Source organism: Amycolatopsis sp. WAC 04169 (genome assembly GCF_003947535.1).
GTDB classification, from domain to species: domain Bacteria; phylum Actinomycetota; class Actinomycetes; order Mycobacteriales; family Pseudonocardiaceae; genus Amycolatopsis; species Amycolatopsis keratiniphila.
The window spans coordinates 36132-59903 of the sequence record NZ_QHJI01000020.1 but is presented as its reverse complement, the minus strand read 5'-3'; the positions used below and the strand labels follow the sequence as shown (position 1 = coordinate 59903).

General features: G+C 69.3%; 24 protein-coding genes. 10 read left to right on the top strand and 14 right to left on the bottom strand.

What is annotated here, in order from left to right:
• Positions 1–13 precede the first annotated feature (13 nt).
• Genes DMC61_RS40050 through DMC61_RS40035 form a run of 4 tightly spaced genes read left to right on the top strand, consistent with a single transcriptional unit; the run spans position 14 to position 3550 of the window.
• Positions 14–904 carry a hypothetical protein gene (locus DMC61_RS40050; RefSeq protein WP_125695636.1) on the top strand — a complete coding sequence of 297 codons (891 nt, stop codon included), beginning with the start codon at positions 14–16 and terminating at the stop codon, positions 902–904.
• A 26-nt stretch (positions 905–930) separates the two neighbouring features.
• On the top strand, positions 931–1866 hold the full coding sequence (locus DMC61_RS40045; RefSeq protein ID WP_158634171.1) for an oxygenase MpaB family protein: 936 nt from the start codon (positions 931–933) through the stop codon (positions 1864–1866).
• On the top strand, positions 1805–3232 hold the full coding sequence (locus DMC61_RS40040) for an aldehyde dehydrogenase family protein (RefSeq protein ID WP_125695634.1): 1428 nt from the start codon (positions 1805–1807) through the stop codon (positions 3230–3232). Before DMC61_RS40045 ends, DMC61_RS40040 begins: the two co-directional genes overlap by 62 nt.
• Positions 3233–3247: 15 nt before the next feature.
• The gene (locus DMC61_RS40035) at positions 3248–3550 is read left to right on the top strand and encodes a hypothetical protein (protein WP_125695633.1); all 303 of its coding nucleotides are present in this window, start codon (positions 3248–3250) and stop codon (positions 3548–3550) included.
• Here DMC61_RS40035 and DMC61_RS40030 read toward each other — a convergent pair.
• The 11 genes from DMC61_RS40030 to DMC61_RS39980 form a co-directional block, all read right to left on the bottom strand.
• A complete protein-coding gene (locus tag DMC61_RS40030; RefSeq protein ID WP_233595103.1) occupies positions 3535–5232 on the bottom strand; it encodes an FAD/NAD(P)-binding protein in 1698 nt (565 codons plus the stop codon). The genes DMC61_RS40035 and DMC61_RS40030 overlap by 16 nt on opposite strands.
• Positions 5229–5639 carry a carboxymuconolactone decarboxylase family protein gene (locus DMC61_RS41880; RefSeq protein WP_233595106.1) on the bottom strand — a complete coding sequence of 137 codons (411 nt, stop codon included), beginning with the start codon at positions 5637–5639 and terminating at the stop codon, positions 5229–5231. The genes DMC61_RS40030 and DMC61_RS41880 overlap by 4 nt, the downstream gene beginning before the upstream one ends.
• Positions 5640–5641: 2 nt before the next feature.
• Positions 5642–7105 (bottom strand): class I adenylate-forming enzyme family protein, encoded by a 1464-nt coding sequence (locus tag DMC61_RS40020; protein ID WP_125695630.1) that lies wholly within the window; start codon positions 7103–7105, stop codon positions 5642–5644.
• On the bottom strand, positions 7102–8475 hold the full coding sequence (locus DMC61_RS40015) for a CoA transferase (protein ID WP_125695629.1): 1374 nt from the start codon (positions 8473–8475) through the stop codon (positions 7102–7104). Before DMC61_RS40015 ends, DMC61_RS40020 begins: the two co-directional genes overlap by 4 nt.
• Positions 8472–9263 carry a class I SAM-dependent methyltransferase gene (locus DMC61_RS40010; RefSeq protein WP_125695628.1) on the bottom strand — a complete coding sequence of 264 codons (792 nt, stop codon included), beginning with the start codon at positions 9261–9263 and terminating at the stop codon, positions 8472–8474. The genes DMC61_RS40015 and DMC61_RS40010 overlap by 4 nt, the downstream gene beginning before the upstream one ends.
• Entirely contained in the window at positions 9254–10732 is a 1479-nt protein-coding gene (locus DMC61_RS40005; RefSeq protein ID WP_125695627.1) for a class I adenylate-forming enzyme family protein, read from the bottom strand. The genes DMC61_RS40010 and DMC61_RS40005 overlap by 10 nt, the downstream gene beginning before the upstream one ends.
• A gap of 69 nt (positions 10733–10801) precedes the next feature.
• The gene (locus DMC61_RS40000; protein WP_125695626.1) at positions 10802–12091 is read right to left on the bottom strand and encodes an NAD(P)/FAD-dependent oxidoreductase; all 1290 of its coding nucleotides are present in this window, start codon (positions 12089–12091) and stop codon (positions 10802–10804) included.
• Positions 12088–13011 carry a UbiA family prenyltransferase gene (locus DMC61_RS39995; protein WP_125695625.1) on the bottom strand — a complete coding sequence of 308 codons (924 nt, stop codon included), beginning with the start codon at positions 13009–13011 and terminating at the stop codon, positions 12088–12090. The genes DMC61_RS40000 and DMC61_RS39995 overlap by 4 nt, the downstream gene beginning before the upstream one ends.
• The gene (locus tag DMC61_RS39990) at positions 13008–13649 is read right to left on the bottom strand and encodes a class I SAM-dependent methyltransferase (protein WP_125695624.1); all 642 of its coding nucleotides are present in this window, start codon (positions 13647–13649) and stop codon (positions 13008–13010) included. Before DMC61_RS39990 ends, DMC61_RS39995 begins: the two co-directional genes overlap by 4 nt.
• A complete protein-coding gene (locus DMC61_RS39985; protein WP_125695623.1) occupies positions 13649–14770 on the bottom strand; it encodes a DegT/DnrJ/EryC1/StrS aminotransferase family protein in 1122 nt (373 codons plus the stop codon). Before DMC61_RS39985 ends, DMC61_RS39990 begins: the two co-directional genes overlap by 1 nt.
• Entirely contained in the window at positions 14767–15900 is a 1134-nt protein-coding gene (locus DMC61_RS39980; RefSeq protein WP_125695622.1) for a DegT/DnrJ/EryC1/StrS aminotransferase family protein, read from the bottom strand. The genes DMC61_RS39985 and DMC61_RS39980 overlap by 4 nt, the downstream gene beginning before the upstream one ends.
• A gap of 160 nt (positions 15901–16060) precedes the next feature.
• Here DMC61_RS39980 and DMC61_RS39975 point away from each other — a divergent pair, with 160 nt between their 5' ends.
• The 6 genes from DMC61_RS39975 to DMC61_RS39950 are packed head-to-tail and all read left to right on the top strand — an operon-like array spanning position 16061 to position 21450.
• Positions 16061–17104 (top strand): Gfo/Idh/MocA family protein, encoded by a 1044-nt coding sequence (locus DMC61_RS39975; protein ID WP_370456453.1) that lies wholly within the window; start codon positions 16061–16063, stop codon positions 17102–17104.
• Positions 17094–17912: a sugar phosphate isomerase/epimerase gene (locus tag DMC61_RS39970; RefSeq protein WP_125695620.1), complete on the top strand. Its 819-nt coding sequence runs from the start codon at positions 17094–17096 to the stop codon at positions 17910–17912. Before DMC61_RS39975 ends, DMC61_RS39970 begins: the two co-directional genes overlap by 11 nt.
• The gene (locus tag DMC61_RS39965; RefSeq protein ID WP_125695619.1) at positions 17909–19129 is read left to right on the top strand and encodes a M20/M25/M40 family metallo-hydrolase; all 1221 of its coding nucleotides are present in this window, start codon (positions 17909–17911) and stop codon (positions 19127–19129) included. Before DMC61_RS39970 ends, DMC61_RS39965 begins: the two co-directional genes overlap by 4 nt.
• Positions 19126–20175 carry an Ldh family oxidoreductase gene (locus tag DMC61_RS39960; RefSeq protein ID WP_125695618.1) on the top strand — a complete coding sequence of 350 codons (1050 nt, stop codon included), beginning with the start codon at positions 19126–19128 and terminating at the stop codon, positions 20173–20175. Before DMC61_RS39965 ends, DMC61_RS39960 begins: the two co-directional genes overlap by 4 nt.
• Positions 20172–21116 (top strand): Gfo/Idh/MocA family protein, encoded by a 945-nt coding sequence (locus DMC61_RS39955; protein WP_125695617.1) that lies wholly within the window; start codon positions 20172–20174, stop codon positions 21114–21116. Before DMC61_RS39960 ends, DMC61_RS39955 begins: the two co-directional genes overlap by 4 nt.
• A complete protein-coding gene (locus tag DMC61_RS39950; RefSeq protein ID WP_125695616.1) occupies positions 21049–21450 on the top strand; it encodes a hypothetical protein in 402 nt (133 codons plus the stop codon). Before DMC61_RS39955 ends, DMC61_RS39950 begins: the two co-directional genes overlap by 68 nt.
• A 43-nt stretch (positions 21451–21493) precedes the next feature.
• Here DMC61_RS39950 and DMC61_RS39945 read toward each other — a convergent pair whose 3' ends face one another.
• The 3 genes from DMC61_RS39945 to DMC61_RS39935 all read right to left on the bottom strand — a co-directional run bounded on the left by DMC61_RS39945 (position 21494) and on the right by DMC61_RS39935 (position 23702).
• Positions 21494–22030 carry an EF-hand domain-containing protein gene (locus tag DMC61_RS39945; RefSeq protein ID WP_125695615.1) on the bottom strand — a complete coding sequence of 179 codons (537 nt, stop codon included), beginning with the start codon at positions 22028–22030 and terminating at the stop codon, positions 21494–21496.
• Between the two features lie 77 nt (positions 22031–22107).
• Positions 22108–23355, bottom strand: a complete 1248-nt coding sequence (locus DMC61_RS39940) for a nucleotide sugar dehydrogenase (protein ID WP_125695614.1) — start codon at positions 23353–23355, stop codon at positions 22108–22110.
• 35 nt (positions 23356–23390) lie between these two features.
• A complete protein-coding gene (locus DMC61_RS39935) occupies positions 23391–23702 on the bottom strand; it encodes a hypothetical protein (RefSeq protein ID WP_125695613.1) in 312 nt (103 codons plus the stop codon).
• Positions 23703–23772: the final 70 nt, after the last annotated feature.

Sequence of the window (23772 nt, the reverse complement as noted above, 5' to 3'; positions counted from 1 at the left end):
CAGGTATGGGCTCGTGACCACCGACGCTGACGAACAGCGCTACGACGAGTCGCTGATCGGAATGCTCATCGGCCGGACCTTCCCCCATGCCGACGCCGAGACCCTCGATCTGATGACCGAGTGGATGGCGTGCAATCTGCTCCTGGACGACGTGTTCGACGAGTCGGAGGCCCGGAACGATCCGGCGCGGCTGCGTGAGATGTGCGACGAGGTCGTCTCGTGGCTCCCGGTGGACGGCGGCGAGGTCACGCACATCGGCTCCCCGTTCGCACGCGCTTATGCGGACATCTGGGCTCGGACGTGCGCGAAGTCGAGCGTCGCCTGGCGCACCAAGTTCGTCGCGCACTTTTCGCTGTTCCTCGGGCGTTGCGTCCACGAGGCGGCCAACCGCCGCGATGACCGGACGCCCGGGGTCGCGGAGTACATCGAGTTGCGTTCTTGCGCCTTGATGCCCTATCTCGACCTGCTGGAACTGGCACAGGGCTGGGAGCTTCCCACCGAAGGCGCCTGCACCGCGGACGACTTCAGCGAAATCGACGCTTCCCTGTCGTCGGCTTCGTTGTGGATGAACGACCTCTTCTCCTGCGAGAAGGAGTACAACCTCGGAGACGTGCACAATCTGGTCGTCGTTCTCAAGAAAGAACGAGAAACGGATCTGCAGACCGCGGCGGACACGGCCGCGGAGATGATCCAGGCCGAGATCGACGACTTCGAGCGGCTGAGCGAGGACCAGCTGACGACCAAGATCGCCGGCCTCCCGGATCCGGCCCTGCGCGCCGCGGCGGCCGACCGCGTGGAGTTCTTGCGGTGCTGGCTCAGCGGCCAGTTCGAATGGCGTTTCGAAACGAAGCGGAACCAAGGCTCCAACGTCCGGCTCGTCGCCGGATCGGCGATGCGCACCTAAAGCGGCGCAAGAGCCGGGGAGGTGGCATGAGAGACCGGTATGCGCGCGCTCGCTACCTGAGCGGCCTGGACCCGGAGAAGGACTGCCATGAGATCCACCGGGTGCACTCCCGCTTGGAGTTCCCCTGGGATTACGGACGCGGACTGGAGATCGCGCTATGGAAGGCCTGCTGCGTCCCGGCGGTATCCGAGCAACTCCATCGGAGCGGCCATGTCGAACACTTAAGCCAGAAGCGGTACGACGACACCCGGATCCTGCTGGGTGAGATCGTGGCGAACGGGACCGAGTCGTCCCGGGGCCGCCAGGCGATCCGGCAGATCAACCGGGCGCATCGAGGGGTCACCTACGCCAACGAGGACATGCTCTACATCCTGTCGACCTTCATCTACGAACCGGTGCACTGGATCGACCGCTGGGGCTGGCGGAAGGTCACCGACGCCGAAAAGCTCGGCAGCTTCTACTTCTTCCGCCGGATCGGCAGGCTCATGAACATCGATTCCCTGCCGGAGGGTTACCACTCTTTTCTCGAATTCAAGAACAGATACGAGACGAGGTGTTTCCGGTATGCCGAGAGCAACCGGCAGGTCTCCGAAGCGATTCTCCGGCTGTACGTCTCGTGGTATCCCAGGCCGATAGCGCGGCTCATGTCGCCGGTGCTGCCTGCCCGGCTCGACGAGCAGGCGCGGCGCGCGCTGGGTCTTCCGGAGCCACGATCGTGGGCGACGGCCACCAACACGGCGATCCTGACCGCGCACGCGTGTTTCGAACGCTACGCACCCCGGGCTGCCGCGAAGCTGACGTCCAGGCCGGCTGCGCGCACGTACCCGGGCTATCCGACCGGCTACGACCTCTCGGAGATCGGGCCGACGCACGACGCCGCACAACCGTCGAAGGGACGAGATGGTGACCGAGTTCTACATCGACGGAAAGTGGATCGAACCGATCTCCACCACCACGGCTGACGTCGTCGATCCGGCCACCGAGCAGATCGTCGCGCGGGTCGCGCTGGCGGGCGAGCAAGACGTCGAACGGGCCGTGGTCGCGGCGAAGTCCGCGTTCCCGATGTGGTCACGGACCGATCGGGCCGAGCGATCGGCGCTGCTGCGGAGGATTTCCGAGGTGTACCGGCGCCGGGCCCCCGAACTCGCGGCGGCGATCACCGCGGAGATGGGCGCGCCGGCGAAGCTCGCAGGCAAGGCGCAGGTACCGGCCGGACTCGGGCACGTGCTGACCGGTATCGAAGTGCTGGAGCACTACCCCTTCGAGCGCCTGCGCGGGTCTACGTTGATCAGGCGGGAGCCGGTTGGTGTCTGTGCGCTGATCACACCGTGGAACTGGCCGCTGAACCAGATCCTCTGCAAGGTCGTCCCCGCGCTGGCCACGGGCTGCACGATGGTGCTCAAACCCAGTGAGAGGGCGCCGCTGAGTGCGTCACTGCTCGCCGAAATCCTCGCGGAGGCGGGGGTACCGGACGGCGTTTTCAATCTCGTCCACGGCGACGGTCCTGGCGCGGGCACCCTGCTGGCCAAGCATCCCGATGTCGACATGGTGTCGTTCACGGGCTCGACTCACGCCGGTGTGAGCGTCTCCAGGAACGCCGCCGGCACGATCAAACGCGTCTCGCTCGAACTGGGCGGCAAGTCGGCGAACGTGGTGCTCCCCGACGCCGACCTGCCCGCGGCCGTGCGGACCGTGGTGGACGGTTGTTTCCGCAACACGGGGCAGAGCTGCAACGCCACCACCCGGGTGCTCGTCAGGAAAGATCAGGCGGCCGAGCTGATTTCGCTGCTGGAGAAGGCGGTCGAGGCGATCTCGGTGGGGGATCCCCGCTCGCCGGGCACCGAACTGGGCCCCGTGGGGAACAAGGCACAGTTCGAGAAGGTCCAGGCCCTCATCTGGTCGGGGATCGAGGAAGGCGCCAGGCTCGTCACCGGCGGGCTCGGCGCGCCCGACGGGCTGGACCTCGGCTTCTTCGTCAAGCCCACGGTCTTCGCCGACGTCACCCCCGACATGCGGATCGCGCGCGAGGAGATCTTCGGTCCGGTCCTGGCCGTGCTGACCTACGAAGACGAAGAAGACGCCATCAGGATCGCCAACGACAGCGACTACGGGCTGTCCGGCGCCGTCCAATCCGCCGATCCCGAGCACGCTCTCGCCGTCGCACGCCGTATCCGCACCGGAACGGTGGGCGTCAACGGAGCGGGGAGCGACCTGCACGCTCCGTTCGGTGGGTACGGACGGTCGGGCAACGGCCGAGAGTGGGGCGAGTACGGCTTCGATGAATTCACCGAGCTCAAGGCCATCTTGGGAGCCGTACCGCACGGCTGACGACAGGAGCGAACGATGACATCGACGGCACAGCACGCGGAGCACAGCGGGCATGACCACGCCCACGGAGAAGGATGCGGCCACGTCGCCATCCCGCACGGTGATCACGTCGACTACGTCCACGATGGACACTTGCACGTGGGGCACAGCGGCCATTTCGACGAATGCGAGCGTCCCGCGCACGAACAGCACGACGACCACGGCCACGCTCACGGTGAGGGCTGCGGACACGTCGCCGTGCCCCATGGCGATCACGTGGACTACGTGCACGACGGCCACCGGCACGCCCGGCACGGCGACCACTACGACGAGCACTGATCGCCGCGCCCGGCGAGCGCCGCACGCGCTATGGCGTCCGCGTCCAGCAGGGTCACCGAAGCCGACCACGGCCGCGCGCCGACCGCGGTCGCCCAGTGCACGTGTTCGGTCGGCACCCCGAAGGCGAACCAGCGTGGATGTGCTCGACCGGCCGCGTCGACGACGCGGAACGGGCTGCGGGTGACTTCGAGGCCGCCGGTCTCGTAGTCCCCGATGCGGTAGGGCCTGCACTGCCCCGCCCGGCGCATGGCGGTCAGCAGCGGATTCACCGTGGCCCGCAGGTCGACCTCCGGCATCCGGGCTTCGATCAACGTCGTGGCGACCACGTCGTGGCCGGTCCACGACGCACCCGCCGCGTACCCGCCCGCGACCCGGTGTACGCGTCCCCCCGGGGCGAGCACGTGGAGAACGCCCGCGGACAGCAAGGCGAGCATCTCTTCGATCCGGCCGTGAGGCGGCCCGATGGACAGGAACGCGTTGAGCGGGGTGTACCAGGCCACCACCTCGTCCCGGTACGAGTCGCCGCTGATCCCGCCATGATCGACGGCTAGCCGGATCTCGTTGCGGAGATCCCTGAGCACGTCCAGCGCGGCCTTGAGCGGATCGCGCACGTTGCCCCGTTTCGCCCTCGCGACGTCCCGGGCGAGATACTCGGCCAGCCAAGGCCGGTGAGCGCGGCCGGGGCCCGGTACGGGAGGATTGCCGATCCGGCCCCAGTCCCACCGCAGGCGGGAGGGCACCCGGTACCGCGACAGTATCCCCTCGTCGCCGAAACTGTCCGCATAGGACTCCGAGAACCTCTCTAGCTGCCATCGGCTCAGCCGTGTCGAAAGCAGTCCTCGGTAGTAGACACCGCGGACCTCCCGATCGATCAGCGGCCAGATGTCGCGCCGGAAGGCCGCCTTCCCCGGCAACGCGGCGACGCGTTCCGGTGTCAGGAAGGCGGGCAGGTGCCGCCCCGCCGTGCCTTTCTGGTTCACACCTCGCGCGTGATGCGGCACCCCTCGCCGGGAGACCGCGTAGAGCCGGGGTTCCCGCCCGGACGGGAGGTACCGGCCGTTCTCGAATCTTCCGCCCCGGCCGACGGTGAACAGGCTCAGATAGTCGAAGAACGTCAAGCCGAGACCGCGCAGCAGGACCGGCTCCCCCGGCCGCACCCCGGTCAGATCGGCATCGGCCGCGTTTCCCGGCGGCAGGTGGCCGTCCTCAAGCCGGGTCGCACCTTCGTGCCCCAGCGCCAGGACGACCGCGTCCACCCCGGTTACGCGGCTTCCGCTCGCGAGTTCGACGCCGAGCCGGCCCAGAGCGACGGCGGTGTCGCGGTGGACGACCACCTCGACCAGCCGGTGTCTCCGCAAACGGTGGAAGAACCACGTCAGATAACGGCCGTAGAGCGCCCGTGAGCCGTAGGAGTCCGGATCGATCCCCGCCCATTGGGCCAGTGAGGGGCCTGGCAGCCGGGGGCCGGCACACGGCACCGTCTCGTCGGTGAAGAGCGTCACTTGCCCGGCGACGGTGTTCATCAGCAGGTGCTCCGGCTGATCCGTACGCCAGACCCGGCCGGGACCGGGTGGGTAGGGGTCCACCACGTGCACCACGACCCGATCTCGCGCGTTCGCGCAGACCCGTTCCACGACGGAGGTGCCCCGCGGTCCGGCGCCGATCACACAGATGACCGTCACGCGAACCGGGTACTGATGGCCAGGCGGTTGTAGGAGTTGATCACGATCGCGATCCAGAGCAGTTCCCTGGTCCCGGCCTCGCCGAACTCGCGCATCGCCGCTTCCAGCAGGGGGCGGCTCACCTGTCCGGCGTGGACCAGGGTCACGGCCTCGGCGAGGGCCAATGCGGCACGCTCGCGCCCGGTGAACGCCGGATGCGTCCGCCATTCCGGCAGGTTGTCGAACAGTTCGGGAGCCTCCTCGCGATGCGCCGAATGCAGCCGGACACAGTATTCGCATCCGTTGAGCTGGGAACAGCGAAGCTTGATCAGCTCACGCAGGCCCGAGGAGAGCGAGGAATTCTCCTCGGCGGCCTTCGCGAGTTCTCCGAGCGCCGTGAAGGCGGCGCCCTTTCCGGGGTCGAGCATGGTCACGCTTTCTCCTCGTGTCGACTGGCGGCGAGGCCGGCCAGCGTCCGATGACAGACCTTCCCCGAACGGCTCACCGGCAGTTCGGGCAGGAGCAGCAGGGATTCGGGCAGTTTGGTGCGGGCCAGTCCGGTGCCGCGAAGGTAGGCGGAGAGCTCGGGCAGGGTCAGCGAGTGTCCTTTTCGGACTGTCAGGCAGGCGCAAAGACGTTCGCCCAGCTCGGTGTCCGGCACCGGGACGCAGGCGACCTCACCGACCGCGGGGTGGTCGCCGATCGCGAGCTCCACCTCGGCGGGGCTGATCGTGTAGCCGCCGCGGATCACCACCCGCTTTCGCCTGCCGGTCACGTACAGCCTGCCGCCGTCGCCGAACCGGCCGTTGTCCCCCGTGCGGACCCAGCCACCGCCGAACCGGTGCTCCGCGTCCAGCTCCGGCGCGCCCACGTAGCACAGCGGTGTCATCGGGCCCCGTGCGCAGATCTCGCCGTCGACGAGCCGGATCTCGCACACCGCCGGATCCGGGACACCCGCGCCGTGCTCCGGCGTCCTCGTATGGCAGTTGACCCCGTCGGAGGACCCGTAGACGTCGACCATCTCGACGCCGAACCGCGTACGGCAAGCCACTCGCGTCGACGGCGGCAACGAGTCTCCGCTCGACACGATCGCCGAAAGCCCCGCGGCGTCCACCTCGCCGGGAAATCCGGCCATGCGGCGCCACATCGTCGGTACGGCGAACACGTGCGCCGGCCGGTGCTCGGCCATCAGCCGAAGCGCGGTGCTCGCCTCGAACCGGCGCGTCAGGATCAGCGTGCCGCCATCGCGGCACAGCGTGACGGGCACTCCGAACGAGCCGAAGCCCGACGTCAGGGACACCAGCACGAGATCGCGCGGCACCTCGGTCCCGCCGCGGACGGCTCGGAGATAGTTGGCCCGCCCGCCGGCGAACGCGTTGTGCGAGTACGCGACCATCTTCGGTTCCGACTCCGAACCCGAGGAGACGAGGATGCGCGCCGGGGCCTCCGGACGAGGACGGGTGACCCGGCCCGCGCGTCGCGTAGCGCCCGCGATCCGACCGTCACCGACGCTGAACCGGACTCCGGCGCGTTCGAGGAGGGCTTCCGACTCAGGCGGTACCGGCAGCGCGACGGCGCCGAGAGCGAAGACAGCCAGTTCGGCGAGCACCGCGGCGCGCCCGTTCGGTTCCCGCACCCCGACGATGTCGGTCGAGCCGCATCCGGCGTTCACCAGCCGGGCGGCCAGTTCACGCGCGGCGACATCCAGTTCGCCGTAGCGGAGGGAGCCTTCGTCGTCGATCACCGCGGTGCGGTCCGGGTGCTCGCGGACCCGGTCGCGGAACAACGAGTACAGATCCCGGTCCGGGCAGTGGCCCTGCCGGACCCAGTCACGGCGCACGGCCGCGGGTACGAGATCACGCAGGACCACGCCGGTGGACGACACCCAGCTCATGAGGTGAACCGCCACGGTGAACCGACGAGGACGCACTCGTCGTGGATGAGCGCCCTGGAGAAGCGAGGGTCGGCGGCGAGGGCGGCCAGGTCGTCGCACACCGGCACGGTCAGGGGGCGGTCGCAGCGCCGCCGGGCGCCCGCGTTGAGCCGGTGGGCCGCGGACAACAGCGACGAGTCGACCCGCGTGGCGCCCCGGGCCAGCGCCGTCACGATCCCGTGCGCCGACACGATCCCTCCGAACACGTCGACGATCGTCATCAGGGACGGCGCCACACCCGCGTGGGCCTGCACGACGAAGTCCGTGCCCACCGGCGGCTCCGGCCCCAGCTCGGTACCCCAGCCCGAGGCGTGCGCGTACACGATCCCCGGCCGGGCCCGCGCCAGATCGTGCCCGGTCAACGACCACCGTTCCGCCTTGCCCGGTGCCCAGTTGTGCAGGAAGACGTCGGCCCCGGCCGCGAGTTCGATCAGCTGCCGCCGCCCCGCCGGTCCGGTCAGATCGATCTCGACGACTTCCTTGCCCTTGTTGAGTGCCTGGAACCTGGCCGAGGTCTCCCCCGCCATCGGCGGCACCCAGCGGAGCGGATCACCGCCAGGCGGCTCGATCCGCAGCACCGACGCGCCGAGCGACCGCAGCAGATGACCCGCCAGGGGCCCCTGCACCCGGCGGCAGGATTCGAGTACCACCAAACCGGACAGCGGGAGCGCCTCCACCGGGCGCACCGGCCGGTGGCCGCGCCCTTCCCCGCTCACGACGTACGCGGGCATTCCCTCCATCGGCCGGTCCGCCACCCGCACCAGGGTCATCCCGGTCCGGGCGGCCACCCACTCGGACCGGGCGATCGGGCAGGCGGCGAGGAGGTGCGGCAACCCCGGCGGCAGCGGGCAGGTCGCGGTCGCGAACCGCTGCGCGAACGGCCGCCATCCCTTCGAGACCGCCGCGCGATCGGCACCGAGTTCGGTCCAGAACCGTTTCCACACCTCAGGGTCGAGCGTTTCGATTTCGAAGGCGACACCGTCGGACGAACGGAAGGGCGGGCCGCCGGGCAGGTATTCCTCCCGGTGCTCGTCCTGGGTGGTCGCCGCCGCGAGATACTGGGAGATCGCCAGCAGAGCGGCCTGTGCCAGCGAGGTGCTCACCCCGCGCAACGGAATCCCCCGGTCCCGGGCCAGCCGTACCGCCGCCGTGCCCAGCTCGGCGAGCTCACCCGCGACCAAGGTGGCGTAGTCGAGCCCGAGCGGGGCGGGCGCGCCGGATCGCCTGCCGTGCACATGCATGATCCCGCAGGCGGCCTGCACGTCGAGTTCGCCGTTCAACGACAGATCGACCGGACCCGCCACCGTCACGACGTCCAGCGCGCCGGTCATTCCGGGCGCCTCCCGTGCACGGAGTAGACGACGCACGACGTCGCCCGGAAACCGGGATCCGCCATCACCTCGCGCACCTCGGCCAGCTCACCGTCGGTCATCCCGGCGGCGACCAGCCGGTCCCGTAGATGCCGCGTGTGGTGGATCAGCAGGCGTACGCCCGGTGATCCCGCGTGCCAGGGGAAGATCATCGGCACCGGATCGACGTCCACCAGCCCCGCGGCGGCCATGGACGCGGCCACTTGGCGGCCCCAGGTACCGTCTCCGCCCGCGACCTCGAAGGTTTTTCTTTTGGCCGCCAAGAACTTCTCGTAGAGATGGGCCGCCCGCTCACCGGGCGCGAGCAGAACCGCGCCGTAGGAGATGTCGAACTCGTCGATCTGCAGCCAGCCTCCCGGTCTCAACGCTCCCGCGAGCTTTCGGAGCACGGCTTCCCGTTCCGGGAGGTGCTGCAGCACCAGCCGGGCGTGGACGAGGTCGAATCCGCGGCGGGGCAAGGGATCCCGGACGACGTCGTGCCGCACCACGTTCAGTCCGGGCATCGGCGTGACGTGGCCCGGTTCGATGTCGGTGGCGAGCACCGATCCGGACGGCGCCACCTTGGTGGCGAGCCAGTGGGCGACGCCGCTGCCTCCCGCCCCGACCTCGAGGCAAGACCAGCCGTCCCCGACCCCGGTTTCCTCCAGCCGCGCGAAGGTGCCCGGGTCGTAGGCCTCGGCGAGACAGCGATGCTGTTCCTCGGCGTGCCTGCTGAGGTTGTCGAAAACGTAGGCCGTGGTCACGTCCACCGTCCCGTTCCGTTCGTGTCGGCCGTCCCGGTCAACCTCGCCAGCAGTTCGCGCCGCCGCACCTTCCCGGTCCCGGTGCGCGGCACGTCGTCCCAGGAGAGCACCACCGGCTCCCCCAACGGCGGCAGGTCGCCCACCGCCGCCCGCCACCGTTCCGGGTCCAGCGCGGTGTCCGTCACCACCACCGGGATGGGTTCCCGCCCGGCGGCGGAAAGCACCACACACTCCTCCACGGACGGAAGGCGATCCTCGATGAGGTCTTCCGCTTCGAGACAGCTCAATCCTGGAACGGTGTCGACCTCGCGGTCGAGCAGGGTCACCACGCCCGACCGGCTGATGACGCCGACGTCGCCGGTGTTCCACCATCGTCCGTCGGTCTTGGCTTTCCAGCGATCCTGTTCACCGACGTAGCCGGCGCACCGCGCGCGGGTGCGAGCCAGCAGGATGCCCGCGCTTCCCCTGGCGACCGGTTCGGCGGTCTCCGGGTCGACGACCCGCAGTTTCGCGAGACCGGGCAGCGGCCTGCCGAGGTTGCGAGTGGTGCCCGCGGTGCGCCTGGTGAAGAACCGGAAGGACAACGGGCCCGTCTCGGATTGCCCGTACCCTTGCATCCACAAAGGACGCTTGTGCCGGGTCGCGCGCAGCATCGTCCTGATCACCGGCGGATGCATCGCGTCGTAGGTGCTGACGAATCGCCGCACCCGGCCGAACGGGTTCTCCGGCGCGTTCGCGAGCGGACGCCACCGCACGTAGGCCGACGGGAGGGCTTCGACGACGGTGGGCCGGTGCCGTCCGAACACCCGGGCCGCCGACGACGGTTCGCTGAGGATCACGATCTCGCTCGGAGCGAGGCACAGCGCCGAAGCGGTCCAGCAGAACGTGCGGCCGTGCGCGAACGCGCTGGCGTTGCCCACCACGTCGTCGCGGCGGACGCCGATGACCGGCCAGCGCACCGATTCCGGCCTGGCCAGCCGGTCGATGATCGTCCTGGTCGTGTGCACCACCAGTTTCGGGACACCGGTCGTCCCCGACGTGTGGCAGATCAGCAGCGGTTCGTCGTCCCCCCTGGGATGTGGCGCGGGCGCCTGCCCGGCGGTGAAGTCCTCCACGCGCAGCACCCGGCGTGCGCGCAAGGACGCGCGGTCGGTGACCACCACCGCGGCGTCGAGGCGTTCCAGCAGGATGGCCAGGGTGTCGTCGGGCAACTGCCCGGACACCTTCGCCGGGACCGCGCCGATCCGCACCGCCGCGCACGCCAGCAGGTCGTAGTCCCAGTGGTTCCGTTTGACGATGGCGACCCGGTCGCCGGGCCGGACACCGGCCTCGTGCAGCCAGCCCGCCGCGTCCCGGACCAGTTCGGCGAGCCGGCCGGCGGTATGGGCGATCCCGCGCTCCGGCGCGATGTCGAACGGCCGGTCGAGGCGCACGACCGTCCGCGTGTGCGCGCACTGGTCGAACAGCTTTCCCATGTCGTGAGGTTTCATCCGGGCCTTCCGGGTCGGAATGGGTACAGATGGTCGTGAGCGGCGTTTCGGGTTCTAACCCGAAACGCCACTCACGACCGGGGCCAGGCGGTGCGCGGCCCGCAGACCGGACCGGACCGCCGCTTCACTGCACGGGCTCAGGAACACCCAGTCGCCCGCGTAGTCGACGGCACCCCGGCCGAGGCTCGCCTCGAAACCGGCCCGCAAGGCGAGCGCGCGTGGGGTCGCCTCGGGCAGCGCGTCCGGTACTCGCCGGACGATCGCGCGCCGGGTCGCCGACCGCAGACCGGGGACGAACCGTTCGGCGGCGTCGGCCAAGCGGTTCGCGACGTCGTCGTCGGCCATCGTCAGCAGATCCGGCGCCACGGACGGGTGGGCCATGAGCGTGACCAGGCCACGGCCCGCCGGCGCGCGACCGGGGTTCTTGAGGTGGTCGAAGATGACCGTGGCCACCGTTCCGTCCTCCTTGGTCGGCACCGTCAGCGCGTAACCGGGGCCGCCGAGCGGACGGTCGAGCAGCAGATGCGCCTTGACCACCGGCGTGAACGAGCACACGCCGAGGAAAGCGGAGCCGTGGCACGGATGCAGCCCGGCGGCGACCGGCGCGGGCACGGCCAGCAGTACCGCCTTGGCGGAGATCTCGCGCGTGCCGCCGATGATCCGCGCCGAAGAACCGTCGTCCACGACCTGATCGACCCGGAACCCGGTGGTGACGTCGACCTTCTCGGCGAGGGCCCGCGCGAAGGTGTCCATGCCCTCTTCGTAGGTCCGCCAGGTTCGTGGCGAACCGACCGAAGTGAGCAGCGCGAGCAGCGGCGCGGCGGCCGAACGTGCCGGATGCCAGCCGAAGAAACCCGAGACGACCGGTTGCAGCAGATAGTCCAGCAGATCCGGATGGTAGGGCGAGGCGAACTCGGCGACGGTGCGGTCACCGAGGCCCGAAACCTCCGGCCGTTCGATGTCGAACGCGCCCCGCATCGCCCTGGCCCCGTCAAGACGCGCGCGCACCGCCAGCCCGGCCCCGGTGACCAGCCCCCGCGGTTGCGCGACGCCGCCACGGGCCCGGCCACGCCACATCTCGATACCGCGGCCGATCCTGGGCGCCGCCGTGCGTTCGATGCCCAGCTCCGCGAGCAGTTTCCAGGTTTCGCGATACCCTCGCTCGGCGATCTGCTCGGCACAGGTGTCGATCACGAAACCGTCTTCGCGCAGGGTCGTCATCCGGCCGCCGACGACGTCGGCCGCCTCGAACACCCGTACCTCGCACCCCGATCCGGCGAGCCGGTACGCGGCCGCGAGACCGGCGACCCCCGCCCCCACGACGGCGACGTCGACATCGGTCATCCGATCACCACCAGGTTCACCACGAGGAGGGACACCACGGTGATCCGGTGGATCCGGATGCCGAGCATCCTCGCGCGGAGGATGTCGCCCACCCCGAAACCGAGCCACACCTGCCACACTCGCGCCGCCATCGTCGGCAGGAGCGCCAGCGGGAACCACCACGGGCCGCCGAGCGCGGGCGCGGCGAGGATCAGCACGAGCTCGGCCGCCGACACGGCGATCACGAAGAACATGTTGCCGCGCGGTGAGGTCAGGGCCGCCACCGTCGGCCTGCCGACGCGGCGGTCCCCCTCGATGTCGTTGGTGTTGGAGTAGACACCGAACAGCAGCGGCCCCAGGCCGAAGAGCAGTGCCTGGGCGAGGGCGAACCCGGTGATCTCACCGGTCGCGAGGCCGTAGGGCGCCAGCACCAGTGCCCAGCCGAGCGCCGCGATGAAGAACTCCTGGAAGCCGTGATAGCTCAGCTTCACTCCCCAGGAGTACTGCAGCGAGAAGAAGTAGGTGACCGCGATCAGCGCGACTGTCCACAATGGACTGAATGGAGCGATCGCGACGGCCGCCAGCCAGAGCACCGCCCCGATGACCCCCGTCACCCACGCGAACCGGAGCACCTGGTCTTCGGTGAGCATCCCGGCCACCAGCGGTTTGCGGTACCGCTTGCGTCCGGGATCGTCCGGCGAGTAGTTCGCGATGTCGCTGCCGTCGCGATAGCCCGTGAGATCGTCGAGCGCGACCATCGCCGCGATGACGAACACCTCACCGAGCAGGAAGACACCGATGGTGGTCAGCACCGCCGGATCGAACCTCAACGCGGGCACGAGCAGCGTCCACACCACGGCCACGCCGAGGTAATAGTCGACGATGTCGAGTTTGGCGAGCCGGAAATACGCTTTGCCGCGCGCGGCCGTCAGGGTCGTCACCGCGTACCGTCCAAGGCGATCAGCGCGGCGAACGAGCGATCGCCGCCGTAGTGCAGCTCACGCCGTTCGAGCAGCCGGGAACCGGGGAGAAGGGCCAAGTACTCCTCCACCGTCCGCAGCCTCGAAAACCTCCCGACCGGGATGTCCGCCTCCTCGTATTCGATCAGGACGAGATGCCGCGCCGCCGCGGCGATGGAGCGGCACGCTTCGGCGACCTCGTCCTCGTCCAGCACGTGCATCAGCACCCACACGCAAACGGCGACGTCGAACCTCTTGTCCTGCCATGGCAGGCGCTGAACCCGCAGCCGCTCGAACTCCACATTGGACAGTCGCGCGCAGTTCTCCTCGGCGAGCGCCAGCATGCGCGGGGTCATGTCCACCGCGGTCACCGCACCTGCCCGCTCGGCGATCGTGGGAGTGATCCTGCCCATCCCGCAGCCGATCTCCAGCGCCGTGCCGATCGGGCCGAGCGAGTCCAGGAAATCCGTGACGAGAAGACGGGTGCGGGCGGTGGTCTCGGCCGCGAGCTCGACGGGCTGCGAAGCACGCATCACCCGGGCCAGACCGCTGCGGTCGGCACGGCGGCGCCATTCCTCGGCGACCGCACCCGATGTGGGCTTCTGGGTGACCTGCTGCATCACGGCTCCTTCGCGAATTCGCACACCGCGTCGGCGATGTGTTCCACTTGTCGATCCGTCAAATGGGGGTAGATCGGGATGGCGAGTGCCCGCCGCGCGGCCAGCTCCGCCGACGGCCAGGAGTCCCCCGGCCGGACGAACGGCTCGAAAGCCGGCTGCCGCGGCAGCGGACTCCGGTAGTAGACGTGGGAGCCGATCCCCCGCTTCGCCAGATGCCTGCGCAGTTCGTCCCGGCGTTCGCACAGCAGCGAATAGACGTAGTAACACCGGCCGTCCCGATCCGGCGGGGGCGCCAGGACACCGCAGCCCGCCAGCTCACCGAACCGTCCGGTGTAGTACTCGCCGATCCGTGCCCGCCGTTCCAGCCGCCGGGGGAAACCGGGAAGCCGGTGCGACTGGAAGGCGGCCATGATCTCGTCGAAGCGGCTGTTGTACCCGACGCGGTGATAGCGGAACCGCGTCTTCCCGTCTTGACCGTGGTTGCGCAGCATCCGCACGACCTCGCCGAGCCCGGGGTCGCCGGTGACGACCATGCCGCCTTCACCCGGCATCCCGAACGTCTTGACCTGGACGAACGAGTACACCCCGGCGTCGCCCCACATCCCGGCCGGGGTCCCGCCCAGCGTCCCGCCCTGCGCGACCGCCGAGTCCTCCAGCAGCCGCACGCCCGCGTTCGTGGCGATCCGGCGCAACGCGGGCATGTCCGCCATGACCGAGAACAGGTGCGCCGGCATGATCACCTTGGTCCGCGGGGTGACGGCCCTGGCTACCGCGTCGGGGTCGACGACCATGGTCCACGGGTCGATGTCGGCGAACACCGGCGTCGCGCCGAGCAGGGCGGGCGCCGCCGCGAGTGGCGCGCATCCGAAGGCGGGCACGATCACCTCGTCACCGGGCCCGACCCCCATCGCGCGCAGCACCAGCAGGAGCGCCGAGGTGCCGCTGCCACAGGCGATCGCGTCGGCCGCCCCGACGGAGTCACGGATCTCCGCCTCGAACCTGGCGACGTGGTCACCGAGAATGAATTTCTGCTCCGGTGCGCGCCCGATCCGCTCGACAACGTCGAGCAGCACCTCCCGGTCGTCGTCGAAGAGATCCTCCGGGAAGAACGGCAGGGTCATGTCCGCGCACCTCGATAGAAGGCGCGGATCAAGCCGCAGACCTCGTCGACGTCGCCGTCCGACATGTCCGGATACAGCGGCAGCGCGAGCGTGTGACGGCAGGCGTTCTCCGCGTTCGGGAAGTCACCCTCCCGGTGGCCGAGTTCGGCGAAACAGGGTTGCAGGTGAAGCGGTGCCGGGTAGTAGACCTCGGTCTGCACACCGTGCGCCGACAGATACTCCGCCAGGTCGTCCCGCGAGTCGACCTCGACGACATAGACGTAGAAGACGCTGTCGCTTCGGGAAACGGGCACCTTCCGCACCCCGGGCAGGCCCGCCAGCGCCTCCGTGTACCGCGTGGCCAGGCTCGCGCGGCGCGCGATGTCGCCGTCCAGCCTGTCGAGCTTCGCGAGCAGCACGGCGGCTTGGATGTCGTCCATCTTGCTGTTGAATCCCGCCAGGCCGGTCGTCGTGGCGATCGCGGGGAAGTCACCGATGGTGGCCCCGAAGCGGCCATGGTGGCGAAGCGCGTCGGCGATCTCCGCCACCCCGGGATCGTCGGTCAGGACCGCGCCCGCGTCCCCCACGGCGCCCAGGGTCTTCGTCGGGAAGAACGACAGCACACCGCCCGCCCCGAACAGCCCGGCATGCTTGCCGTCGTGGCGCATGCCGATGGCCTCCGCACTGTCTTCGACCACGATCAGACCGCGCTCCCGCGCCACCCGGAGAACGCCGTCCAGGTCCGCGAGGCCCGAGAACAGATGGGTCGGCATGACGAACCGGGTGCGCTCGCCGACGGCGGCGTCCACAGCGGCCGGGTCGATGCCGTACCCGTCCGGTTCGATGTCGGCGAACACCGGTCGTCCTCCGGCGAGCACGACCGAGGTCGCCGACGCACCGAAGGAGAAGGCCGGGACGACCACTTCGTCGCCGGGCCGCAGACCCGCCGCCCGGAGCAGCAGGACGAGCGCGTCGGTTCCGCTGTTCACGCCGATCACGAATCCCGCGCCGGTATAGGCGGCGAGCGCGGCCTCGAACTCCGCGACCTTGCGGCCGTGCGAATATTTGCCATTCTCGATCACTTCGACAATGTGCCGCCTGGTGACCGGCCACACTTGCTCGAATGTGGTCGATTGTGTGAAGAAAGACACCGCCAGCGTACCCACCTCCGGGTGGTATGGGGAAACCGGTTCCCGAGCGTAGGACAGCGTTTGCACCTACTCGTCGGTTTCGCACTTCCTGGTCAACCCAACGGAAAACTATTGACACAAACACCGCTCACTGTCAGTTTTGCCAGGGATTTTCGAATACGTGACCCGAGGAGCAGACACCCCAGTGCGTTCACTCGTCGTGGGACTCGGCCGGGCCGGAGCCGGTCTTCATCTCCCGGTTTTGACAAAACTCAAGACCGGCCACCCGGATCTCTTCGACGACACACCCGTCGTCGCGTGCGAGCCGCGGCGGACTCTCCCCGCCAGGCCCGGCCTCCTCGTCGTGAAGACCTTCGGCGAGGCCGCCGAGAAGATGGATCCCGAGGACACGGTCGTGCATGTCTGCACACCGCCATCCGAGCGAAATTCGATCATCGCGGAGGTGGCCGATTCGGGATTCCGCAAAGTGATCGTGGAGAAGCCGCTCGCCGGGGACATCGACGACCTGGCCCGGATCATCCGCTTGCGCCGCAAGCACAAACTGCATGTCGAGGTCGTCGAACCCTGGCTCGCCAGCACACTCACCTGGCGGCTGGTCGAGCTGATCCGCGGTGGCCGGTTCGGCGCACCGAAGACGATCGACATCGTGCAGAACAAGCCACGATTCCGCCGTTCGCTCACCGTCCCCGGTCACCCGACCGCCTTCGACGTCGAACTGCCGCACGGTGTCGCGCTCGCGCTGCGACTCGCCGGCAACGCCCGCGTCACCCACGCGAGCGGTTCCGATCTCGACGTGGACGGAAATCGCCGGCCGCGAATGGGCGGGGCGACGATCGGTCTCCGGCACAACACCGGTGTGCACACGGAGATCCGTTCCGATCTCACCTCGCCGGTCCGCGAGCGACGGGTCACGGTGGACTTCGAGAACGGCCGCGCGACCGGCCACTTCGCCGCGAGTAGCGACGATCACCATTCGCAGCTGACCGTGCGCTCGAACGGCCAGTCGGACCACGTCGTGCTCAGGGACGACGCGATGACCGAATGGATACTCCAGGCCTATCGGAAATTCCAGCTGCAAGGCGAGCAGACGCTGGGATTCACCTTCGCCACCGAGGTGGTGCAATTGCTCTCGGTGGCGAAGAACATCTGCGCGGAACCGCTCGCCCGCCCCGAGAGCGAGCCGGTGGCACCCCATGCCGAGTGACCCCGTGCTGGCCGGGATCACCGACGAGGCGGCGTACGGCATCGACGGGCAGCTCGCGGCGCTTTGCGTACTGGGCTGGCGGGCGATGGAACTCCGCAGTGTCGACCGGGTCCCCATCGCGGACCTCACGGACGAAGAGTTCGCCGCCGTGTCGGCCACCTTGTCGGACAACGGCGTGCGCGTGATCTGCCTGGCCTCCCGGATCGGTTCCTGGGCCCGGCCGATCAGCACGGACTTCCAGGACGACCTGCGCGAACTCGACGTACTCGCCGCGAGAGCCCGCACGCTGGGCACGAACCGGATCCGGATCATGTCCTATCCCAACGCGGGCCTGGACGATTCCGGCTGGCGTGCCGAGGTCTTCGCGAGGATCACCACACTCGCCGAACGTGCCGAACGACACGGCGTGACGCTGCTGCACGAGAACTGTTCCGGCTGGGCGGGCACGAGCGGCGAACGGATGCTCGACCTGCTGGACGAGATCGCGAGCCCTGCACTGAAGCTGTTGTTCGACACCGGGAACGGCGTCGCCCACGGGTACGACGGCTTCGACCTGCTCACCAAGATCGTGCGGCACGTGGAACACGTGCACATCAAGGACGCGGACGAGCGCGGCTTCACCCTCCCCGGCGAAGGCGCCGCACGCGTCGCGGACTGTGTGAAACTCCTCCGGGCCAACGGATACCGCGGCGCGTGGTCACTGGAACCACACCTGTCGATCACCCCGCACGGGCCGGGCGTGCTGAGCGCCGACGCGATCGCCCGGTTCGTCTCCGCGGGCCGGGCGATGGCCGGGCTGATCCGGTGATCGAAGCGGATCGTGACCTCCTTCTGCGGCTCCTCGAACTGCCGACCGCAGGGCCGCTCGAAACGACGGACGAGGTCCTGCTCTGGGACGCGATGCGCCTTTACGCCCGCGCCGCGGCCGAGATCGGCCTCGAAACCCGGCACTTCGCCGCTCCGGACCCCTCCGTACTGGAACTTCCGGGCGTTCCCGCCGGTCTGCGGGACTTCGGGCCCGACTTCCTCGCCTGCCAGCCGAGCCTCGTCCTGGGGATCGGACCGGCCTCCCCCGCCGTGATGTTCAACGTGCATCTCGACACGGTGGCGCCGTTCGAACCGGCGGGGTTCGACGGCAGCAGGTTCACCGGCCGCGGCGCCATCGACGCCAAGGGGCCCGCGGTGGCTCTCCTGGCGGGAGTCCGCGCCGCTCTCGCGGCGGATCCGGCCGTCGGCCGCGATGCCGGTGTGCTCGTCCAGGCGGTGTCCGGCGAGGAGGGTGGCGCGATGGGCACGTTCGGCACCCGGCCCCTCGTCGAGGCCGGATACCACGGGGAGCTCAACATCTTCTGCGAACCGACCGGGCTGCGGCACCTGCCGCGATGCTCCGCGTCGATGACCGCGAGCGTGCGGGTGGACGGTGATGACGCGATCGACGACGAGCCGCACCGGGGACACAACGCGACCGTGCTGCTGGGTTTTCTCGCCCAGCACCTCGCCGCGGAACTGGCCCCGCACGGCCGCGTCTGCGTGGCGGGCCTGCACACCGGGCACCTGCACAACAGGGTGTACGGCCGGGGTGAGCTCCTGTTGAACCTCCCCTACGACCGCGAGGAGTCCGCGGCCGGGATGGCCGCCGCGCTGGAGGACGGACTGCGCGGTGGCCTGGCCGGGTTCAGCGCGCGCTTCCGCGATTCGCCGCCGTTCCGCCGGACCGCGGCCGACGCCGCCGCGATCACCGGGCTGCGGTGGCGCAAACGCGGTCTGCCCGCGCTGCCAACGCAGGACATTCCCCTGCTCGACGAGCTCGTACCACGCTGGCCGGACGACGAGCCCGGCTTCACCTGTGACGCGCTCTGGCTGGCCGGGGTGCCCGGCACCCGGACGACCGTGCTCGGTCCCGGCTCGCTCGGCGCGAACAACGCCCATTCGACCGGCGAGTACGCCGGCACCGAAGACCTCGACCGCTTCAGTCACCTCGTGCGCGACATCATCGTGCGCTTCAGCCGAACCGGAGGACCATGACCGTGCTGGTGCCCTACGAATCCCTGCTGTCCCTGGTCACCGGGATCTTCCGGGATCGCGGGCTTCCCGCGGAGCGGGCGGCGATCGCCGCCGCGGCGCTGTGTCACGGCGACCTGACCGGCGTGACCTCGCACGGCACGGTCAACCTGACCCGGTTGTACCTGCCGCTGCTCGACCAGGGACGGATCGACCCGGAAGCGGACATGCACGTCCGCACCGATCTGGGTGCGTGCGTTCTGGCCGATGCCCGCCGGGCTCTCGGGTTGTGGTCGGCCTCCCAGGCGATGGAGCTGGCGTGCGCCAGGGCGTCCCGGTACGGGATCGGCATGGTCTCCCTGCACGGGGCGACGCATATCGGCTGCGCCGGGCACCACGCGGCGCGGGCCGTCGCCCACGGCATGATCGGCATGATCGCCTCGAACTGCGGCGGGCAGCGGATCGCACCGCCACCGGGCGGCACCACCGCCATGCTCGGCACCAATCCCCTCGCCCTGGCCTGTCCCGCCGGCGACGCCCACCCGTTCCTGCTGGACATGAGCACCACCGTCGTCCCCACCGGCCGGGTCCGGGCCGCCGCCCGGGCGGGCCGGGAGATCCCGACGGGCTGGCTGGCCGCCGAGGACGGGTCGCCGGTGACCGACGCCGCGGCGTTCGATCGTGGTGAGGCCCGGCTGCTCTGGCTGGGCGGGGAGCCGGAAACGGGCGCCTACAAGGGTTTCGGACTCGGTATGCTGGTCGAAATCCTCGCCGCCCTGGTACCCGGTGCCGCACTCGGGGCCGTGTCCGCCGACGGGGACAAGGACGACGACATCGGCGTCATGGCACTGGCTGTCGCCCCGGATCTCCTGCGCACCGGCTTCTCCGAAGACGCGACAGCTCTCTTCGACGCGGTACGCGGCTGGCCGGCCCGAGACCCCGGCGCACCGGTGGTCTACCCCGGCTGGCACGAGGGGGAACGCGCCGCGAGATTCCGTGAGCATGGGGTACCGATCCCCGCCGCGATCTTCGAGGAACTGCGCGCGGCGTCGGCGAGGATGGCCGGATGATCCGCGTCGGTGTCGTGGGTCTCGGCGTCATCTCCCGCTTCTACCTCGCCGCGGTCGGGCACTCCCCGGACTTCACCCTGGCCGCCGTCTGCGATCTCGACCCGGCCGCGCTGCGCGACGTACCGGTCCCCGGGTACCGCGACCATCGTTCGATGCTCGCCGCCGGAGGACTCGACGCGGTGATCGTGACCGCGCCCAACGACGTCCACGCCGCCGTGTGCCGGGACGTGCTGGACGCGGGCCTGCCGGTCTGTGTCGAGAAACCGCTCGCCACCGCACTCGCGGACGGCGAGGATCTCGTGAGCAGGGCCGCGGCTCGGAACGTGGCACTGTTCACCGCCTTTCATCGGCGATACAACGCAAACGTCCTCGCCCTGCGTGAGGAACTCGTGGACGCGGCACCGATCGAATCGGTGAAGGTCCGCTACCTGGAGCGGATCGAAGAACACGTCGGCGGCGATCGCTGGTATCTCGACGCGGCGCGGTGCGGCGGCGGCTGCGTCGCGGACAACGGTCCCAACGCGCTCGACCTGGTTCGTCTGTTCCTCGGCCCGGTGGCGCTGCGCCACGTCCGGATCACCCGCGACGCCGACGGCGTCGACCGGCTGGCGACCCTCGAACTCGACGGTGCCGTCGTGGAACTCGACTGGTCGTTTCCCGGGGAGGCCAAGGACATCGAGGTGCGACTGACGGACGGCACCCGGTTGTACGCGGACATGCTGAGCGGTTTCCCGGAGTTCAAGGAGTCGCTGTGGCACGAATACGCCGGATTGCTGCGTGATTTCGCCGTCGCCATCCGAAGGAAGGGAGCCTGGCACGACGGCGGCCTCGCCGGACTGTCCATAGTGGATGAATGCTACCGAAGGGAACGTGATGCGGGAGAACGGACCGAAGCGCCAGGTCACCGGCACGCTGGTGAAGGTACTGGTACATCGCCGTGACGACCGGGGAATGAGCCTGGAGCCGTTCGCGAGCCGATGCGTCCGCGCCGGTGAGATCCACGAACTCGTCACCACGACCCACGAGGACACCGCACCCGGAGCGGTGATCGACCACGTCGGCTTCCTCGGTTTCGCCGAAATCGGCCGCGCCGGAGTGATCGACCGCGGCGACGAAGTCCGGATCGGTTCCGAACTCGTCGGCACGGTACTCGGCTTCGACGCCTGCCATTTCCCCAACCACTACAACATCCTCATCCACAGCACGCGGACCATAACCGGCGAGGAAGCCGCTCTCCGGCCGGAACAGGAAGTGCGCTTCAGCGGCCGGTGGTGAGTGGCCCGGGGCAGGCCACTCACCACCGTGTTTCAGTCCGCCGTTACTTGCCCAGCAGCGGGACGTCGCTCTTGCCGAGGTGGTAGTCGCGGACCGCGTGCACGAGCTCGTCGACCGTCAGCTTCCCGTTGCCGTTCACGTCGATGGCCTTGAACGCGGGCGCCACGGCCGAGGGCTCGACACCGATGGCGTCCAGCCACTTGGCGAACTCCCGCTGGTTGATCTCCCCGTCGCCGTCGGTGTCGCAGAGGCCGACGATCGCCGCGATGGTGGGCCGGGCCACCCGGTCGAAGCCCGAGTCACCCTCCTGGAAGATCTGCGCCTCGATGACCTCGGTGAACTGCTTCTCGCTCAGCGCGCCGTTCGGGCCGGCACCCGCCTTGCTCGCCAGGTACTCGTACATCGCCACGAAGGAATCCTTGACCGCGCGCGCCTGCGGTGAAGCCGGATCTTCACCGAACGCGTTGATGATCCGGCCTGCCTCGGCCTCGAAGTCGGACTTCTCGATCTTGCCGTTCCCGTTGACGTCCCACTTTTCGAAACGCTTCTTGAGCCTGTCGTTCTTGACGGCGGTGGTCATGCGTAAACACTCCGTTCAGGGGAAATTTTCGTCGGCATTGCGCTACCTGTTCACCGGCGTCGGCACCGGCGGGTCGATCAGAGGCGGACGACCTCCTCTCCGGGAACCTGTCCCGTCGTGTCGAACAACAGCCGGGCTGTCGAGGCCAGCCGGCTGAGCTGGTAGGCGCGGTGCGGCACCAGGAGAACGGTCACGTCCGCGGTCCACAGCGCCGTTTCGAGATCGCTCACGGGCGGCCCCAGTTCGGGCACCGCGAGCGCCACCGGATCGTGGTAGGAAACGTCGGCTCCGAGGGCACGCAGCCGGACCGCGACCCGGATGGCGGAGGACTCCCGCGTATCCGGCACGTCGGGTTTGTACGCGACACCGAGCAGGAGCACTTTCGCTCCCGGCAAAGGTTTCGCGATCTCGGCGAGCAGCCGGGTCACCCGTTCGACCACGTGCTCCGGCATGCCGTCGTCCACCGAGCGGGCCGCGCGCACGATGCCGAGCTCCGCGCCTTCCCGTTCGGCCTTGTCCAGCAGGTATTTGGGATCGACCGGGATGCAGTGCCCGCCGACTCCGGGACCGGGGCTGAACGGCATGAAGCCGAACGGCTTGGTCGCGGCGCAGTGCAGCACGTCCCAGACGTCGACGCCGAGCCGGTCGCAGAAGATCGCGATCTCGTTGACCAGGGCGATGTTCACGTACCGGTAAGTGTTCTCCAGCAGTTTGGCCATCTCGGCCTCCCTGGTTCCGCGAGCCACCACCACCGTGTCGACGAACCGCCCGTAGAACTCCGCGCACCGCCGAGCACACGAGGGGGTGTGGCCGCTGACCACCTTCGGGGTGTTGCGGACGCCGAACCGGATATTGCCGGGGTCGACCCGTTCGGGCGAATATGCGAGGGCGAAGTCCACCCCGGCGGTCAGACCGTGCTTCTCCAGGATCGGCCGCACGATTTCGTCGGTGGTACCGGGGAAACTCGTAGACTCGAGCACTACCAGGGTGCCGGGCCGCAGCTGTTCGGCGACCGTCTCCGCGGCGGCACGCACCGCGGCGAGATCCGGCCGTCCGTCGGAGTTCAATCCCGTCGGCACGCACAGGACGATCGTTTGCGCCGTACTGAGCACACCGGGGTCCATCGTCACCGTGAACCCCTTCGCCCGCATCGCCCGCAGCCGGTTCGAGGGCACATCGGGCACGTGGGACCGCCCGGCGGCCACCTCCGCCACGACGAAGGACGAGATGTCGTAACCGAGGACCGCCAAGCCCGCCGTTCCCGCCGCTTCCGCCAACGGCAGCCCGACGTAACCGATTCCTACGACGACAAGGTCGACAGACACTTGAGCCTTTCTCGATTTCGTGGTCACCCGGCCGGTCAGCGGCTGATCGAGAACGAGCCGCTCATCGGCGGGACGTGGGAGCCGTAGCCCGGCTCGACCCGCACCCCGGGGGTCAAACAGAGCGGATCCCCGTGGACGACCACACCGGAAGAAGTCTGATTGACCAGAACGTGCGCGGCGATCGGCAGGATCGTGCAGCCATCGGGGTTCTTGTAGCTGTCCACGCGCTGGAATTCGGTCGAGAAGACGACGACCTCGCCCGCGACGGCCTGGGCCGGCGGACTGGACACGATCAGCAGCGCACTCGCCGACGCAGCGCCGAGTATCGCGGTGACGAAACGATTCATCGAAGGCCTCCCACCCGTTTGATCTTGACTTCTCTCCGCACGCTAACAGTCACTCGGAGTGAGAAAGACC

Excerpts from the sequence above, each read along its gene's own strand:
- DMC61_RS40045 (WP_158634171.1), top strand. The coding sequence starts at position 931 with ATGAGAGACCGGTATGCGCGCGCTCGCTACCTGAGCGGCCTGGACCCG.
- DMC61_RS40040 (WP_125695634.1), top strand. The coding sequence starts at position 1,805 with ATGGTGACCGAGTTCTACATCGACGGAAAGTGGATCGAACCGATCTCC.
- DMC61_RS40035 (WP_125695633.1), top strand. The coding sequence starts at position 3,248 with ATGACATCGACGGCACAGCACGCGGAGCACAGCGGGCATGACCACGCC.
- DMC61_RS41880 (WP_233595106.1), bottom strand. The coding sequence starts at position 5,639 with ATGCTCGACCCCGGAAAGGGCGCCGCCTTCACGGCGCTCGGAGAACTC.
- DMC61_RS40020 (WP_125695630.1), bottom strand. The coding sequence starts at position 7,105 with ATGAGCTGGGTGTCGTCCACCGGCGTGGTCCTGCGTGATCTCGTACCC.
- DMC61_RS40015 (WP_125695629.1), bottom strand. The coding sequence starts at position 8,475 with ATGACCGGCGCGCTGGACGTCGTGACGGTGGCGGGTCCGGTCGATCTG.
- DMC61_RS40005 (WP_125695627.1), bottom strand. The coding sequence starts at position 10,732 with ATGGGAAAGCTGTTCGACCAGTGCGCGCACACGCGGACGGTCGTGCGC.
- DMC61_RS40000 (WP_125695626.1), bottom strand. The coding sequence starts at position 12,091 with ATGACCGATGTCGACGTCGCCGTCGTGGGGGCGGGGGTCGCCGGTCTC.
- DMC61_RS39990 (WP_125695624.1), bottom strand. The coding sequence starts at position 13,649 with ATGCAGCAGGTCACCCAGAAGCCCACATCGGGTGCGGTCGCCGAGGAA.
- DMC61_RS39985 (WP_125695623.1), bottom strand. The coding sequence starts at position 14,770 with ATGACCCTGCCGTTCTTCCCGGAGGATCTCTTCGACGACGACCGGGAG.
- DMC61_RS39970 (WP_125695620.1), top strand. The coding sequence starts at position 17,094 with ATGCCGAGTGACCCCGTGCTGGCCGGGATCACCGACGAGGCGGCGTAC.
- DMC61_RS39960 (WP_125695618.1), top strand. The coding sequence starts at position 19,126 with ATGACCGTGCTGGTGCCCTACGAATCCCTGCTGTCCCTGGTCACCGGG.
- DMC61_RS39955 (WP_125695617.1), top strand. The coding sequence starts at position 20,172 with ATGATCCGCGTCGGTGTCGTGGGTCTCGGCGTCATCTCCCGCTTCTAC.
- DMC61_RS39950 (WP_125695616.1), top strand. The coding sequence starts at position 21,049 with ATGCGGGAGAACGGACCGAAGCGCCAGGTCACCGGCACGCTGGTGAAG.
- DMC61_RS39945 (WP_125695615.1), bottom strand. The coding sequence starts at position 22,030 with ATGACCACCGCCGTCAAGAACGACAGGCTCAAGAAGCGTTTCGAAAAG.
- DMC61_RS39935 (WP_125695613.1), bottom strand. The coding sequence starts at position 23,702 with ATGAATCGTTTCGTCACCGCGATACTCGGCGCTGCGTCGGCGAGTGCG.